This is a genomic window from Mesorhizobium sp. WSM4830 (assembly GCF_055811495.1).
The window spans coordinates 1-17,265 of sequence record NZ_JBVVQI010000052.1 but is presented as its reverse complement, the minus strand read 5'-3'; the positions used below and the strand labels follow the sequence as shown (position 1 = coordinate 17,265).

Annotated in this window: 8 protein-coding genes; 5 read left to right on the top strand and 3 right to left on the bottom strand. The window is 61.0% G+C overall.

Features of this window, described 5'->3' with window-relative positions:
- Positions 1-550: 550 nt before the first annotated feature.
- The gene (locus AC0L2Y_RS32775; protein ID WP_473562115.1) at positions 551-1,192 is read right to left on the bottom strand and encodes a 3'-5' exonuclease; all 642 of its coding nucleotides are present in this window, start codon (positions 1,190-1,192) and stop codon (positions 551-553) included.
- Positions 1,168-1,638, bottom strand: a complete 471-nt coding sequence (locus AC0L2Y_RS32770) for a UvrD-helicase domain-containing protein (protein ID WP_473562114.1) — start codon at positions 1,636-1,638, stop codon at positions 1,168-1,170. The genes AC0L2Y_RS32775 and AC0L2Y_RS32770 overlap by 25 nt, the downstream gene beginning before the upstream one ends.
- 132 nt (positions 1,639-1,770) lie before the next feature.
- Between AC0L2Y_RS32770 and AC0L2Y_RS32765 the strand changes: the two genes are divergently transcribed.
- The 4 genes from AC0L2Y_RS32765 (at position 1,771) to AC0L2Y_RS32750 (ending at position 15,139) form a co-directional block, all read left to right on the top strand.
- Entirely contained in the window at positions 1,771-4,995 is a 3,225-nt protein-coding gene (locus tag AC0L2Y_RS32765; RefSeq protein WP_473562113.1) for an STY4851/ECs_5259 family protein, read from the top strand.
- On the top strand, positions 4,992-11,024 hold the full coding sequence (locus tag AC0L2Y_RS32760; RefSeq protein ID WP_473562112.1) for a DEAD/DEAH box helicase: 6,033 nt from the start codon (positions 4,992-4,994) through the stop codon (positions 11,022-11,024). Before AC0L2Y_RS32765 ends, AC0L2Y_RS32760 begins: the two co-directional genes overlap by 4 nt.
- A gap of 372 nt (positions 11,025-11,396) precedes the next feature.
- Positions 11,397-14,420, top strand: a complete 3,024-nt coding sequence (locus tag AC0L2Y_RS32755; protein ID WP_473562111.1) for an HsdM family class I SAM-dependent methyltransferase — start codon at positions 11,397-11,399, stop codon at positions 14,418-14,420.
- Positions 14,417-15,139, top strand: a complete 723-nt coding sequence (locus AC0L2Y_RS32750; RefSeq protein WP_473562110.1) for a hypothetical protein — start codon at positions 14,417-14,419, stop codon at positions 15,137-15,139. The genes AC0L2Y_RS32755 and AC0L2Y_RS32750 overlap by 4 nt, the downstream gene beginning before the upstream one ends.
- A gap of 169 nt (positions 15,140-15,308) precedes the next feature.
- On the opposite strand, the gene AC0L2Y_RS32745 is transcribed toward AC0L2Y_RS32750, so the two are convergent.
- Entirely contained in the window at positions 15,309-15,806 is a 498-nt protein-coding gene (locus tag AC0L2Y_RS32745; protein ID WP_473562121.1) for an ISAs1 family transposase, read from the bottom strand.
- Positions 15,807-16,430: 624 nt separating this feature from the next.
- Here AC0L2Y_RS32745 and AC0L2Y_RS32740 point away from each other — a divergent pair.
- The gene (locus AC0L2Y_RS32740; protein WP_473562109.1) at positions 16,431-16,739 is read left to right on the top strand and encodes a hypothetical protein; all 309 of its coding nucleotides are present in this window, start codon (positions 16,431-16,433) and stop codon (positions 16,737-16,739) included.
- Positions 16,740-17,265: the final 526 nt, after the last annotated feature.

Sequence of the window (17,265 nt, the reverse complement as noted above, 5' to 3'; positions counted from 1 at the left end):
TCAGGAAGTGCGCTAATCGGTCTGCCTCCCCTTTGCTGGTCTTCGGGCGCTTCCGTTGCCTCTTTGCGCCAGAAGGGCCTTCTTTATATTGAGGGACCCAGCGCCCCCGATATCGGTCCCTCAAGTAGCGGTTTGGGTCGCGACCATAGCCACGGTCATCATGACCCATCGCGGAGCAGGAGGTACTCCATCAGGGCAACAATCTGTTCGTGCATGTCAGCGACTGCCTTCCCGTCTCCGCCGTCCTTTTTCATCTCGCTCCTCGGTGCCCGTGACCGCACGTGTAGCGCGCGTATGGTGGCCGGCTATCGCCAGCGGCGCAAGGGAGTAGCGCATGATGGAGGTTGGTAAGATATTGATAGGATTCAAGGATTCGCGTGTTTTCTGCTGCGCGCCTAGGGAGCCTTACCAACTCCTTGGTTTCAAAGGGGTGGCAAGGATTCGTCTTCTCAGGCTCACAAAAAAACTCTCAGGCTCACAAAGGATTCAGCCCGACATCCTGAAACTGCCATCCAAGGCTCTGTGGTCCAATGGCTCAAGCTGGTCTGGATCAGTGAGAGGAGACCGCTTCAACCTGTTCGGGTCCGTCGAACAGGTATTCCAGAAACTCCGATCCAGGCGCGGCCCCTGAAACGAACAGCCTGTCGCGCGCCCTTGTGGCGGCGACATAGAGAAGCTGACGTTCTGTCGCGATGACCTCGTCCAGCTCGAATTCGTCGGCGACGTCCGCCACACGGGCCGCAAGCGGCAGAACGCCTTCATCGCAGGCGACGACGAGCACCGCCCTGAACTCTAGGCCCTTGGCGAGATGCATGGTGCCGACCAGGGCGGCCGTGTCATCGCCGGGCTTTCGAGATGTCACAGTGCGGTAAGGCAGTGCGGCGGCTTCGGCGATGGCGCGAGCACGTGGAAGCTCGGCCGCGGAACGGACGAAAATGGCGATCTGGTCGGGCGGAATTCCGTCTCCGAGCGACTCTCGGATGAAGGCCGCAGCAGTGTCGCGTTCGGCGGCCTCGTCCTCGGCGATCACCACCGTCGGCTCAAGCCCCTCGAACACCGATACCGCACCGCGGCGATCGTCCTCCAACCCATCATCGTCGCGGATGGTTTTGGGAAGCAGGCGGTCGGCCGTCTGCCTGATCTGCTGGGAGGTGCGGTAGTTGACCTTCAGCGTGAAGGAGCGGCCGCGCACGTCGATGCCGAGTCCCTTCCAGGAGAGGGCTGCTGGAAGATGCGCTGGCCGATGTCGCCGGCGAAAAAGAGCGCATCGGGATTGTCGGGCGCGATTGCTCCGAGAAAGCGCAGTTCGGGAACGCCGAGGTCCTGCGCCTCGTCGACCACGATATGGGTGAACGGCTTCTCCGCGCGCGCCGCATAGGTCTGTGTCACGCTGTCGAACAGCGAAGCCGGGGTGAACAGGGCCTTCTGTCGAAGCACCTCGCGCACGCGCGAATACACCTGCCACAGCGCCTCGCGCTGCTTCGCTCGCAGGCGGTTCTTGCGGCCCATGCGCGGCACGTCGGCATAGGCTTCCGCGCTGTCGATCCGCCAGGCGTCGATCACGTTCTCCCATTCCGAGACCAGGAAGCGCGGCGAGAAGCCGTGCACACCGCTGTCGCTCGCCGCCTTCTCGATCATTGACGACATCGTCGACTTGCGAGGTTCCAGCCGTAGTGTGCGCAATAACACCGCGCTGGGATCAACAAGCTGGACAAGCGGTAGCTGCGGCGCTTCATTGGGGCGGGCAGTAGGGGTTTGGGCGGATGATTCGTGAGTATAGGTCTTAGACGTAGCTCGGCAGGAGCTCCGGCGGGCATTCAGGCGTCACCGTCAAATCGGTTTCTGAGTGAGATCCTCGCCCAATCAGGCCTTGATAAGCCCGATGGTCGTCCGCTGTATCGCTATTGCATCAGCGACGCTCAATATCGATATGGCCTCTCGCTCTTGCGAAAGGCTTCCGCATTGCTGGACGGAAGCAACCGCCCGCTCTGCGCTATCTTCGCGCTTGTTACAGCGGAGTGGTTTCGCAGAGAGGCTGATACCCTGTGGCGGCGCTGGCAGGATATCGGCGTGGTGCCGGACGACGTTTCCAAGAATGAGCGGAATGAAATCGCGCGCGCTGGGCTGGACTGGTGGGCGCTGAAACTCATCGTCCATGAGGGACCACAGCGCACCCGCAACGAGTATCTGATGACGCTTGCTCGCAATGGAGGGCTGCCATCGACACTTCTAGTGGGCGAACGTGGCAATGCGGTGCGGAGCTATTTCGAGAATGTGATGGCTGACTCGCTCGCATTGGGGTGGCCCTCATCCCACGCCGATTATCTGTCGATCGCAACGCGTCACGCAGAAGGACTGCCTACCAGCTACCGGGAAGACAGCATTTTCGGCTTGGCGGCGGAGCTGATCGCCGGGTTGATCGAATGTCGTCGAGCCTTACCGACGGACCAGCTAAACAACAACCCTGCTGGCTGGCTGGATGCGCAAGCGAAAGGCTGGCGCGACCGCCTTCCGATTCATCTGCCCGAGGACCAGGCTGCCTGCAGCAGGCTCTTTAACGATCTGCTAACGGTCGCGCTGAAGGCGCGGGGCGGCGGCATCGGGCTCAAGCGCCTCCTCGCGCAACACCCCGGCGGCAAGTGGATTGAGGGATTCGTCGTGCAGGCTGACGGTCCGCTCCGTTTTGATGCGCTCGCCAATGAACAAGAAGGCCGCTTTCGCGCCTATTTCGCCGGAGGCGCCGCTCGGCTTACCTCCCGCGAATTCGCGCTGGTCTATCGGTCGGAAACGGATTCAAAAGGCAAATTCAAGGTGACCTCGCAGGCGCTCGGTCGTCCCGGATTCGTCGGCCCGCTGCCGTTCTCAGACGCGATAGCGGTGACACTTTCGCGCGAAGGCAATACTTTGCCGGCCGTGTGCTGGCCCGGTGGCCGCACTGCGGCCTCGGCTTGTCACGTGCTGCGGCAAACGGAGCGAGAGGATCGGCTAGAACTCATTGGGACCGGCTCGGTTCGTTCGACCCTGGAAAACCTTTTCGTATGGGTGTCGGAAGGGACCAGGGTCTTAGGTCACGATGACGGCCTCGCGGAACTCATGTGGCAGCGCGACGATCGGGCCCTCTGGCGCGTGGAGGGCATGGCGCTCGTTGAGACAGGAGAGGGCGAGCGCTACCGCGTTCAGGCGGGTGCATCCTCGGACGAGGAACGGCGGCTGGATCTTGAGACGATTTATCTGCCAGCGCTTTCACTGGACGACGGGTCCATCCAGCCTGTCGCCGCGCCATTACTGGTCCGCACGAACGGCTCCGCCGGCACACCACGCCTGCGCATACTGCGGGACGGGCGCGAAGTGCACGCACGACAGGCTTTGGAAGGACTCATTACTGTCCAGTGGCTGGATGAGGAAGGATTCTTGGTCGACCGCGCTCGCGTCCTCGCCTTACCTAACGGCTTCAGCATCGAAGGGAGCATCGCAGCCGCGGGTGCGCGTGTGTCTTGGCGCGGCCTGCGGGATTGGGACATCGCGCCGGTCGATACGGACGGCGTGACGATCGAGGTAGAACGATCGGGCAACAGCTTCCTGGCGTCATGGCGCGATGCACCTACTGCCCAGCAGCGCCTCCGACTGACCGATCCTGAAGGGGCCACAGTCGTGGCGTCACTCGGTCTCGTTGCAAACGAGACCTTGCTCGTTGACGCTTCCGGCAAGATTCGCAAAGACGCGCCAGAGCTGTCGCCCGCCGATCTACGTGGCGCCGTTCTAGTGACTGGTGAGCCGGTCACGATCGACCTCGACCTGCGCGGGGCGGGCGATGCACGGGCGCTGATCGCCCGCCGCGTGGAAGGCGAGACCCCCATGGTGCGCTTCGGTGCGCTGGCTGAAAGCCTTCTCGGCCTGTCGACCGAACGCGGCCCGAGGGTGATGATAAGGGACGATCGCAATCGCCCACTTTGCACCATACGCCGGAATCAAGACCTTCCGCTCGTGACAGACGGCAAGGTCCTCTTTGCGAATCTTGGCGCTGACATACGCGCCGTCGCGCGACCGCTTCTGCAACCAGAAATGGAGATCGCGCTCCTGCAAATTGGCAACGGCCTGTTCCAACTGCCGGCCAATCCCGATGGTTCATACCTCGTGTATTGCCGCAAGGGTGACGCAGTTCTGACGCGTCCTTCGATTATTGAAGCGCCGATCGATTCTGTTCGGCGTCAAACGCTCACGCGGCTGCAGGTTATTGCGCTCGTTTCGGATGAGGACGACCGCCGACAAGCCATCCAAAGGGAACTGCGGATCGTAGCCGATGATAAGGAAAAAGGGGCCGAGATTTCGCAGCTCATCCGCATCGTCGCGTCCCTCAACGGCCTCAGCCCGCGAGCGATGGACATCACGCGCGAGTTGCCTTCATGTCCCACGCTTCTATGCCGCCTGTTGCTTGCCGCGAGCCCCGAGCGACTTGATTCCGTACTGGTGCTGGAACGCGATCTGCCCTTCCTTTGGATGGCTTTGCCGCTCGACGCCTGGAAGTTGGCCGCGGGGACAGAATGGAACCGGGCTGTTTCAGATTTGTCGACGGTCTTCGAAGTCGAGCAGGCCACGGCCCAAGCCACGCTGCAGATGCAGAAACGCTTCGAAACACTTGGCGAGCGAACCTTTTGGTTTGCCGGAATCGTTCGTTCCTTAGGCTTCGGCAAGAACTTCCCTCAGGATCTCCGATCAATCGCTCAAGACTACATGCGCCTGCGTCATGACCAGCACGACGAACTACCGCGCAGTCTCGCCGAGCGAGCTGCAAATCTCGGCGTGCCGCCTGGGCTCGATGGGTTCGACCATCACCATTTCCCGATGCTTCTCGTCCCGCTCTGCCTCGCAGGCGTAGCGTGTGGGAAACTCGCTATGTCAGCCGAGATCGCGGCGGGTCTACGCAACGCGCTCGATATCGACCGCAACTACATCGCCGCGGCCTATCCTCATTGCCTCGAGTTCCTCGCCAAATGACCATACGACCCTTCGAGACTCTGGCCCGCTTGCGCCAGCGCATGGCCGAGGCCGTGATCGCCCAGTCGGGGCTGCGGCACCCTGCTCTGACTGCCCACCTCCGAACGATGCTGGCGAGCCCCGACGGCGAGGGCGCGCTGATCCCACCTCCCGTCCTGGAGGGCGCCTTCCCGTTCGTAACTGCCGACGAGACGCTGGACGCTCTCTCAGGCAACTTGCTCGACGCACGGACGGTCGCGGCCCTTGTCGGAGATGATAGCGGCGAAGGCTACTCCTTCCCGCGGAAGCGTTTTCCCTACCGCCATCAGACCGCCGCGTGGCGGACACTTGAAGGACCGAAACCGAAAAGCGCGGTCATCTCCGCCGGCACCGGCTCCGGAAAGACAGAATGCTTCCTCGTGCCTCTGCTTGACAGCCTGTACCGCCGCAACGAGAGGGTGAGCGGCGTTGAGGCGATCATGCTTTACCCGCTGAACGCGTTGATCGCGAGCCAGCAGGAACGTCTCGATGCCTGGACGAAGCCTGCTGGCGGCATTATCCGCTACTGCCTCTACAACGGCAACCTACCCGAAAAGCTAAAAGCCAACGAGCAGAGGGACGCGCTGTCGCGTGCGCCCCAGACCGTGCCTGACCGCAAGAGCCTGCGCAACGACCCGCCGCCACTCCTAGTGACGAACCTCACGATGCTCGAATACATGTTGGTCCGTCCACAGGACCAGCCGATCCTGGAGGCGTCCCGAGGTCGGCTGAAGTGGATCGTGCTCGACGAGGCGCATACGCTGGTCGGTTCGGCGGCGGCGGAAGTGGCGTTGCTGCTGCGCCGGGTCATGGAAGCCTTCGATGTCGATCCAGCGAAGGTCCGCTTCGTCGCGACCTCGGCGACGATCGGAGAAGGCGCCGATGTCGAGGAGAAGCTACGCAGGTTCCTCGCCGATATCGGCGGCATCTCGCTCGACAATGTCGTCATGATTACCGGAGATCGGCAGTTGCCGCGGCGCCCGGCGACGGGAGGCGCGGCACCCGACGCGGCTGCGCTGTCCGCTCTGCCGCCACCTGCGCTCTTCGATGCGCTCGGCGGCCACGATCCCGTCTGGTCGCTCGTCGAGAGGTTGAAGGATCAATCCGTTCCCGCCCATGAGTTCGACCAACTCGGCAGCAGGATGGGAACGGACGGCGAGACGCTGGCTATGGCGCTAACCCGCGCGCAAAGCACCGCTCGCGAAACCCTCGCTCCTCTTCGAGTCCACTCCTTCCACCGCGCACTGCCCGGCCTCTGGTGCTGCACCAATCCTGACTGTTCCGGCGCGATCGGCGAGGGCTGGTGCGCCGGCCGCGTTCTTTACGAGCGCGAGGAAAATTGTTCCTCCTGCAGCATGCCAGTGGCCGAGCTGTTTTCCTGCAATGAATGCGGCGACGCCTTCATGGTTGCTGAAGAAAAAGGCGACCGCCTCACTCCGCCACGCAATGTGCCGCCCGCCGACGAATTCTTGTTCGAGGCCCTACGCGAAAGTACTGATGCTGAGGCGGAAGACGACATGCATGAGGAGGAAATTTTGCTCGACATGCCATCCATCCGCCATTGCTTCTCGCTGTCAGACGCAGGCCTCAGACCACTGTTCATCGACGAGAAGACTGGCCGTACAGCGGATGGAGGCGGCGAGGGCCGGTACCGCCTGACCTCCCACGGCGATGGCAGGGGGGCTTGCCCGTCCTGCAGCGCCAAGAACAGATCCGGGGACAAGCTCTACCCCTTCCGCTTCGGCGCGCCCTTCATCATTGGAAACGCCGCGCCGATGCTGCTCGCCGCCATGCCCCCCTCACACAAGGTCGTCGTGCCCGCGCTGCCGCAGATGCCGCCAGACCTTCCAGCGAGCGGACGACAGCTCATAAGCTTCACCGACAGCCGCCAAGGCACCGCACGCATGGCCGCGCGCCTGCAGATCGAATCCGAAAGGGCCTTCGTCCGCTCTTTTATTTATCAGGCCGTTCAACTCAAGGCCTCTGGTGGTGGGGAGACCGAGGAGACGGCTAGGCTGCGCGCGAGGATTGCACAGATAAAGACCCGCGACGGATGGCAGGACGACGCCCTGTTCACATCACTTGTCGCTGATTGTGAAAGGGAGTTGGCTACGCACACCGGGGACGGAACCATTCGTTGGCCGGATTTGCGCGAGAACCTCGCTGATCGCATCGAAGTCCGGGAATGGCTGCCGCAGGTATGGGGCGATCGCGCCGACATATTCAAGATGTCGGGATCGTCTGCGACTTCCCAATTGGCCAACGCGCTTCTTTTGCGCGAAATGCTGCGCCGCCCGCGTAGGGCGAACACGCCGGAAACAATGGGCCTCGCGCAACTGCTCTATCCGGCTGTCACCAAGGTCGTGGACGCGCCTCGGAACTTCCTTCAGCGCGGCGCGACGCTCGATGATTGGAAGGCATTTCTGACCTGCATTCTCATCTTCTCGGTCCGATCACCATACGCCGTTGCAGTGACCCGTGACGCACTCCGTTGGATTGCACGAAAGGGATATCCGAAGAGGCTCGTTTCCCCTGGCCTGGAAGTAGGTCGCGACCAGCAGGCTTGGCCACGTGCCTCGACATCGGCGAAGATTCCGCAGGTGATAGAACTCCTTCGCCTGGGGCTCGGCCTCAATCCGGGCTCGAAGGAAGACCGGATGGAGATGAACGACTGGCTGGAGAAGGCGTGGAACCAGCTCCTGCCACTCTTTCCTTCGAATGAAAGCGGCGAGCGTGCGCTTGACTTCAACCTTCTGGAGTTAGCGCCACTGAAGTCGGCCAATTTCTGTCCTGTGACCAGGCGAATCGTCGATGTCGCGCCCTTCGGACTAACGCCCTATGCCCGCACGGCCAAGGATCGCGCCGAGCCAATCAATTTGCCGATTTGTCCCGTAATCGAGGGCGAGACGGCCCGCCGCGCCTTCGTCGAAACCAACGAAACAGTGGCGGACTTGCGCACGCGTGGACTCTGGACGGACCTGCACGACCGCATTGCGCTCTTCTCGCCTTATGCTCGATCGGCGGAGCATTCCGCGCAACTGTCGCCCTCGCGGCTGCGTCGCTACGAGGCCCGGTTTAAGGGCGGAGAAATCAACTTTCTCAATTGCTCGACGACGATGGAGATGGGCGTCGACATCGGCTCGGTGAACGGTGTCATGATGACGAACGTTCCGCCGTCGATCGCCAATTATCGCCAGCGTGTCGGCCGTGCGGGTCGACGCGGCCAGCCGTTGTCGCTCGCCTTCACCTTTGCCAAGGACCGGCCGCTTGACCGCGAAGCTTTCCGCGCGCCCGCGAGCTTTCTCAAACGCACGATTGCCGCGCCACGCGTTGCACTCGACAGCCGACCTATTGTGCTGCGCCATGTCGGCGCTTTCCTGCTCGGCCGCTTCCTTTCATTACATAGCGGCAATGCCATGAGCATGAAGGCCGGCGATTTCTTCGGTTGTCCCGAATCGCCGCGTTCGTCGCGCCCGGTCAAGGCTGAGCGACCTGTCGCGCTCTTCTTCAATTGGCTAGCCCTTGCGACCACAGCCGATGACAGCGAAGCGGCGCTTCACCGGCTTGTGCGCGGCACCGTCCTAGATGGACGGCGCGACCTCGCCGCACTGACCGCTGACGCCATGGCCGACGTCGAAGCTGACTTCGTTCGCGAGTGGCAGGCCCTGCAAGAGCAGGTGCCGGGCGCAGCCGAGATTGGGGCTGCGAAATCAATCGAGATTCATTTGAAACGCCTGTGCAGCGAATTCCTGCTGGCCGATCTCTCCGATAGCGGGTTCCTCCCAGGCCACGGCTTTCCAAACAATGTAGTCTCCTTCGAACTCGGCCGTGCCGCGTTTGATCACGACGCAGGCGACGGGCAAGCTGGCCGGCGCCATGGCGGACCGAAGCGGCCGCTCGACATCGCCATCCGCGACTACGCGCCGGGGTCGGAGACAGTGGTCGATGGGCAGGTCTACCGGGTCGGCGGCGTGACGCTGAACTGGCACCGGCCCTCCAGCGAAGAGGGCGTGCGCGAGATTCAGGCGCTGCGGTGGGCTATGCGTTGCACCCATTGCGGTGACTCTTGCACCGGGGCCGGCTCGTGGCCTGACCTTTGCCGGTCCTGCGGCGACGCGGCGGTCACTGTGGAGAATTACCTCAAGCCAGCTGGCTTCCTGCGTGATCACCACGTCGAGCCGCACGCGGATGTCGACCAGGTTGCCTATGTGCGGCCCGAACGGAGCCGCATTTCAGCGGGATCTGTCCAATGGGAGGCGCTGAGCAAGCCGACCGCGGGCCGACTGCGGCTAAACCGCCGTGGGACCGTCTACTACCACACGAAGGGACCGGGCGACGCGCCCAGCGGCTACGGGCTGTGTCTTCGCTGCGGCCGCATGGAGCCTATGAAAGTCGGCCAGATGGTATGCACTAGCCTCCAAGACCACAAGCCGCTCCGCTCGCCCGAGAATTTCAAGGATCCGTGCGATGGCAACGACAAGCCCTTCGCCATTCAGGTTGGCCTCCATCTCGGCCACGAGATCCACACCGACGTTCTTGAATTCCAGCCAGCGGCGACGCCTGACATCGGCGCGGCGAATGCGATCGCCATTGCAATGCGCGAAGCAGTCGCACGTCACCTCGGCATTGAGCCTGAGGAAATGGGCTATGGCATTGGTGCGTCGCGCAACGCGGTGACCAGCGCAACGCTCTCCATTTTCCTGCACGACCGTGCAGCAGGTGGCGCTGGCTATGTCGTTCGCGCCGCTGACGATATGCGCGCCATCCTGAAAAGTGCCCGCGCCATTCTCGAATGCCCGCGCGATTGTACACACGCTTGCTCGTCCTGCGTCCTCGTCTCCGACGCGCCGGAGAAGGAGGAAGAACTCGACCGTAGGAAGGCAATCGCCTTCATGGATGCCCATCTCGCACTTCCCGACGTCATCTCCCCCGACGATGTGTTCGCCCAAGATGCCGACATCTCCGAGCGGCCGCTGGCTGAAATCGACGACTGGCTGAATGCGCGCGGCCAATCCAGATTGTTTTTCTGGACACAGGCGGGTGATCCGGCGTCGCTCGAGGATTGGCTCCCTACCTCGTTGTTCCGGCGCTGGGCGGGTAATGGACGGCCCGTTACGCTGGTCCTTCCCGAAGGCACGATCGAATCGCTGGACGCTGCACAGCTCCTCTATCTTCGAGACTACGGGTCGCGGCACCAGGTCGTTATCGCCGAAGGCAAGCCGCCGCGCTTCGACAATGGCGCCATCCTGTTCGCCTACGCGACAGACGGGGCAGCGGGCAAAGGCTGGGCGAGCCGCGATCTTGCGATCGGCCTGGCCGGGCCTGACTGGGCTGCTAGCCACAGCCTCCCTATCGCTCTCGCGCCGTTTGCCATCCAGCCGAGTATCACGCCCGTCCAAGCGGAGCGTCTGGCACCGGCGAGCGGCGCCGCCGTCGTTGTCCTCGACTCTGCATTCGACGGCTCGGTCGACCTGTTCGGAGGAAAGATGGCGAAAGCGATCCGCAAGGCGGCGGCGGATTGCGGGATTTCGGCCAGAGAACAGCCGGTCGAAGTCGTCTACCGTGACCGTTTCGCCCGCTCTCCCATCGTGCTGCGCCTCCTGCTGGATACTGTGTCGGCGCTTGCCGACGGCGAGATGGTCCCGGTTTCCATCGAAACCGCTCCAGACAAGGGCTCTGGCTTCTCACGGCATCATGTAGCCTCGGACATTGCTGATGACGATTCGCTGGACGCTTTTGCCGGAGCGTATGGCGACCGTCGCAATCTCGATGTCTCGCTCGCAGTCGGACAGCCGCCGCACAAGCGAAGCCTGACGTTCACTTACGAATCGGGGAAGCGGCTGGTCGTTGATTTGGACCAGGGCTTCGGCTGGCAGATCTATGACGGTCACGATCGGTACTTTGAAGCAAGCGCCGCGCCATATACCGCCGCAGGTATCGTTGCCAACCTCACGGGAAAGCTCCGCCGCCGGCACGATCATGACAGCCAGATGGTAGTATGGCGAAGCTAGGGAGAACAGAAATCCGGAACTTGCCAGTGCCTCATTCGAAGAGACTCAGACATCGTCCACACGCCCCAATTAAGATTCCTGGTGCTGATGACGTGGGCTAGCAGAACCGCACCGTCCAATATGAGAGGCGGACCATCGCCGGGGCTCCCGGGCAAGGATGCCCAACCGTCAATCCTTCGCGTTCGGTAAGGATTCGCCGCGTGCAGCGTTCTCCTTCGGCAAGGAATAACATGCGCCAGAAGCAAGATTTAAGATCCATAACGGCAATTTTGGAGGAAAGGTGAGTCCACACTCACGCACTTTGGAAAGTTGGCTGAAAAATCTGTCGATCAGGCTTCACTTGAGACACGCATTGAGGCATGGCTCCAGGTCATGAACAGTTTTGACGAGATTCTTCAGCAGTATGGCGGAGATCCAGCTTCGCTGTTGAAGTTCGACGTCGATGGGCCCGAACTGCTTCCCTATGCCACGCTTACTGCGGCGCGGGTAGCGGGCGACCCAGATTTAGCGGCAATAGGCGGCGTATACGAATGGCAGGATAGGCCACTTCTTTTCCTGGTCGACGGTACGCTGCTCGACGGCAGCCCGCAACGGCTAAGCCGAATTCGGCGTCTCGTGGCGATGCGTGGCGACGCTCCCTACCTCGCAGTCGTGACACCTGGCGGCATGACGATATACCAAGTCGGCCTGGAGGGAGATGCTGCCCAAGCGCGCGTATCGATCGGCAAGGCGAATGACGATCGGCGGATCGTTATTCCCCACCTCGGGAACCTCCGGCCTCAGACGTCCGCGAATCGGCGTTGGATCAGCGACGTCATCCTCAGACTTCTGACCAGCGCCCTCGACGACCTTGCCCGTTTGGCTGTCGCCGACGGCGACGCCATCTCGCTCGTCGGCCGCGCCCTGTTCGTCCGTTTTCTTGCCGATCGCGACATACTGCCTGAAGCCGTGTGCGCGCTCGCCGCCAATGGCGCCACCGCGCTTTTTGACTCTGCTCCAACTGCTGTCGCCACCTCGGCGTGGCTCGACGAAACCTTTAACGGGGATTTTCTTCCACTTACGGCAACAATGATCAACTCGCTTCCTCAGGAGGCGTTTGACGTTCTCGGCCATATTCTTCGGCGCGCCCAAGGCGGCCAACTTCAATTAGGCTGGCAAGAGAAATGGGACATGTTGGATTTCGCCCACATTCCTGTGGGCGTTCTCAGTCAGGCCTATGAGCGATATCTGAGCCATCACGAACCGGAGAAGCAGCGAACGGAAGGCGGATACTACACGCCGCGGCATATCGCCGACCTGATGGTCCGCGCCGCGTTTGCGGCGCTCGGCCGCGAAGGCAAAACGTATCAGGCGCGCGTTCTAGATCCTGCGGCGGGCGCCGGCGTCTTTTTGCTCACTGCCTTCCGGCAACTCGTGGGCGAACGGTGGCGTCGCGATGGAAAGCGTCCAGACACTGAGACGCTGCGACAAATTCTCTACGGCCAGATCACCGGCTTCGACATCAACGAATCTGCCCTGCGCTTTGCGGCTCTCGGCCTCTATTTGATTTCGATCGAGTTGGACCCCAATCCCGAGCCTCTCAAGAAACTGCGGTTCAAGAATCTCCGCCCAGATGTGCTTCGCAAGTTCGGCGACAGCCCTGATGCGGCTACATCAAAGGATCTTGGCAGCCTCGGTGATGAAGTCGGGATTGAGCATCACGCAGCCTATGACCTCGTTATCGGGAACCCCCCTTGGGCGAGCGCCACGAAGCTTTCGAACTGGTCCTCGCTGGAAGAGCGGGTTTCGCGTCTTGCTCGTGAACGAATCGGCGATGCTAAGATTCGCGCGCCCATTCCCAACGAAGTCTTGGATCTCCCATTCGTCTGGCGTGCCATGGAATGGGCTCGCCCTGGTGGCCAGATCGCGTTTGCTCTGCATGCCCGCCTTCTGTTCCAGCGCGGTGAAACTATGCCGGAAGCTCGCAACGCGCTGTTCGGTGCTCTCGATGTGACCGGAATTGTGAACGGCACCGAGTTGCGCCGGACGAGGGTATGGCCGGAGATCACTGCACCGTTTTGCCTCCTCTTCGCTCGCAACGCCATACCGTCAGTGGGCGCAGGATTCCGATTCACAAGTCCCCATCTCGAAGGCCCATTGAACCAAAGCGGCGCTTGGCGGATCGACGCCGCAAATGCTGAAGTCGTAACAAGTCGGGATGTGCGTCAGCGCCCCGAATTGCTGAAAATCCTGTTCCGAGGGACACGTCTTGACTTAGAACTCTATGACAGGATCTCGGCAAAGGGCTTTCCAACTTTAGACGCCTATTGGCGCGAATCTTTTGGTACCCACCGGGGCAGGCCAAAGCATACGGGTAACGGCTATCAACGTTTACGATCTAGCAGTCAGGTAGCTAAGTCGGGCGACGGTCTGCCTGGCGAATCTGCTGCGTATCTGCACGACCTCCCGGAAGTGCCTAATACGCCACTGTCGGGAATGCTGCTCGACACCTCTGCCTTTCCTCGCTTTGATCTATCTAGGGTGCATCGAGGTCGGCCGAGAGACCTGTATACGGCACCACTGCTGCTGGTCCGCGAGTCACCACCTGTCAGCCATGGCCGCATCATGACTTCGGTTGTGGCAAAGGATGTCATTTTCAACCAGAGCTATCACGGCTACACTGCCCACACGCACGAACATGGTGTCGAGTTGGTCCGCTATTTGGCGCTGCTCTTCGGTAGCAAGATCGCGCTTTGGTACGCCCTTATAACCAGCGGCCGGTTTGGTTTCGAACGTGAAGTCGTCGAGAAATTCATCCTCGACGAAGTTCCCGTTCCTGTATTCGAGCAGCTATCGCCTGCTGACCGCAACACTGCCATCAGTCTATTCGAGGCCTTGGCCCAAGAAGACAATGAGGCAGACTGGGAGAAAGTCGATCGTTGGATCGGCTCTCTCTTCGGCCTTACCCCGGAAGACGTGGAGATCATCGCCGATACGCTCCGGTATCGACTGCCATTTTCCGTGAATCTGAAGGCGAGCCAAACGCCTGTAACGACCGCGCAGCACACGGCATTCAATAAGCGGCTTGATGCCGAGCTTCGGCCTTGGGGGGAGCGTTTCGGCCGACCTGTAGCGATCCATCGCGTTCCCATGCCCGCCCTGTCGCCGTGGCAGTTCGTTTTGATCAGCGGCGAAATCTCCGATCCAAACGCGATCGGCGTGGACTGGATGCGGGCCATCGAGTTCGCCGACAAACTTTCTGCGACCGAGGTTGTTTATGTCGATGAGCAAGCCAATCATCTCGTTGTAGGGCGTCTCAACCAAGCCCGGTACTGGACCCCAAGCCAGGCGCGTCTCGCTGCGAGGCGCATCGTGTGGGAGCACGTCGACTTCCTCTCGGGTAAAGGCGCCAAATGAGGAGTCCGATCCTCCGTCCGCGCGACGATCAGGTTGCAGAATTGACCCGTGGCCAGCGGCTGCCGCTCGATCCAATTGCTGAGGCGCACCTGGATGTAATCTTTGAGACGGTGGCGCGGGTTTGGCAGGAGCTGAAAGACGAACGAAGCCAAGCTTTGACCGATGGCAGCGAGGCTGAAATCAACGCTCTCTTGGAATCTCGCCTCAACGGCCTCTGGAGAACCGACCCACTCTGGTCTCAACTGGTTTCGTCCGTTGCGCGTGGCAAGGAATCCCTTAGCTTCGACGGAACGCATCTGGAGAAACGGCCCGATCTTTCGATCTATCTGACGGGCAAGCATCCCTCGTTTCCTGTAGTGGTCGAATGCAAACTCATCGACCATGTCTCGGGAAAGGGCGTCGATCTCTATTGCAGCAATGGGATCGCTCGTTTTGTCGCTGGTCAGTATGCATGGGCGAACAGCGAAGCGATCATGATCGCCTATATTCGAGATGACTCGTCGGTGGAGGAGCACCTTTCTCCTTTCCTAGCTGCAGGCGTCGAGTGCCAGCCAGACCCTTGGCAAACCCACCGTCTGCCTGTGGGACCTAAAGGCCTTCGATCAATGCCGTCATCTCACCACCTACGAAATTTCCAATATCTTGCGACGCTCGATGGCGGTGCACCGGGCAACATTGTGCTTTGGCACGTTTGGCTGGACGGCGGCGAGGCAGCTTGAGCATTCATAGAAGGTAGTCAACTGGACTAAGCCGCCGTTCGCCTGGGGTCCGGATATTCCCATGCGGGAGAATCTCGTTCGCCCGGCCGGAAGCAGCTCCGCCGTTGTCCTGACTTGATCGAGCATGACCAGATCGATCAGGCTGCGCGGCCAGGGCTCCGAATCCGGGTTAACGGCGAAGTTCTCCGAGGATTGAAGCGAGATAGTCGGTGCTCCAACCGGCCTTTTTGCGCCTGAGCTTGATGGAGCGCTTGTCGTTGACGGCACGGACAAGGTTGATGGCGAAATGCCTGACGATGGCCATGTTATGCGCTCCGTGGCCCTTTCGGAGGCGGGATTGATCCTCGTTGAAGACGACGTCGAGGGTCCAGTGCAGAGCGTTCTCGACCAGCCAGTGGCCGCGCACCGCATGGGCGGCCCGTTCGGCCGTCAGCTCGGCGGAGGCGATGAAGTATCGCGTGTCGAAGCGGCTTTTGTCCTTCAGTCCAGTGCGCGAGCGCACGCGCACTATGGTTGTGGCGTCTGGTAGGCGCAGTTCACCGGGAAAGCGGCGCTGGCCTTCGAGCCAGCCGGCCTCGCGGCTGACGGTGACGGTACGCTCTTCGATGCGGCCATGCGCCTTATCGAGATCGACGATGGTGGCTGCGCGGCGCTGAGTGTTGTCGATGCGGAGCTTCTCGAGCTACGATTCGACGAGCGGCTACAATCGAGCTGGAGGGATCCAGTTCGTAGATAGCACAGGCCGGCGCCGATCGCATGTTTCTTGGTTGCCTCAAGCTCGGCCTCTATCCTTGAAGACCAGGAGACGACGACTTCCATGTTCCTGTATCCGGCCGTGTCCGATTGAAGACGTCTTAGGTTCGAAACCCGAGACAACTGACGCGCCGGCATCCCACCCGCGTGGCTCGAATGCGTGGTTTTCTCCTTTTGATCGCGCTCGTCGGTGGCACGTCAATTGCACGTGACAGTTCTTAATCGGATGGGCGATATGCTTCGTAGCGAAATCACTGAGCAACTCAGAAGGGGCGAACTCCCTGCACAGGTTACCGGCGCGAGCTCCCTCTTTCGGCTCCACCTGAAAACTGAAGTGATCCGAAACTACCGGACCTCGTTCCCGAGCGAGTTGCAGAAGGCGGCGCTCGCAAAGGTTCACCTTGCAATGCTTGAACGGAGATTTCTAATGACGACGAATTGCTCTGGCGCGCTCTCGACTCCGATGAGCGAGACCGATGTCCCAAGATCTAGCCGCAGCGCTGGTGGATGCCGTTCATGAAACTTGGAAACAATCTCCGTGGGACTGATCGAGCAATGGTGGAAAGCGCAGTTTCGCGGCAGCGCTCGCGTCGGCGGCTTCGCCGATTCCTGTCACTGGATATTCGAGCGCGACGTGATCGGGAGCGAAGCGGGAGAGGAATGCACGACAAAACGTCGAACGGCCCACCGACGATCGTCGCCACGTCGAGAACACGCTGCGATTCAAGGGGGCGGTCATCGGTGCCGCTCGCACCCGGTTCGACAATTAGATTCGACCCGCAGCTGCCAATTGCGCCTGCCGCAGTATGCCAGCGCCTGCCGCGGCTGGTTCGGGATCGAGCGGTAATTGTCAGCTTGCCTGCCCGTGGACACGCGCCAACGAGGGCCGCGCGCAAACACGCGCCATCGGCTTCGCGGTTTGACTGCCGTGAAGAGGTTTGCGTTCGTTTTTTACCCAACCTCCAGCATTCCTGTCGTTTTCTGAGATTTTGCAGGGTTGGTTGCGGCGTTTCCGAGTCCTTCTATCCAGTGTGAGTTGTTTTTGGTCGGAGCTAGGTTCCTGCACAATGCCCCGGACCTGCGCCATTAAGAAGGCTTCTATCGCGTCGTTGTAGAGTGGGCCAAGCCTTCGGCGAAGCAGGGTCCTAGCCATACGGGTGACGATCCCTTGCGCAAAAAGACTATCGGAACATCATCAAGATCATGAGATGTGAAATTTTGGATTATTGCGTAAAAAACTTGTCCTCTCACGACAGAAAAAACTTGCAAGTCCGCAGCATCGACGATTTGTCACCTGTGACGTTGCCCCCAGTTTCTATCCAGTTTTGAGTTCGTTTCCGGCGTGGGTTGTGCCCTGCTGGGCGGGTGAAGCG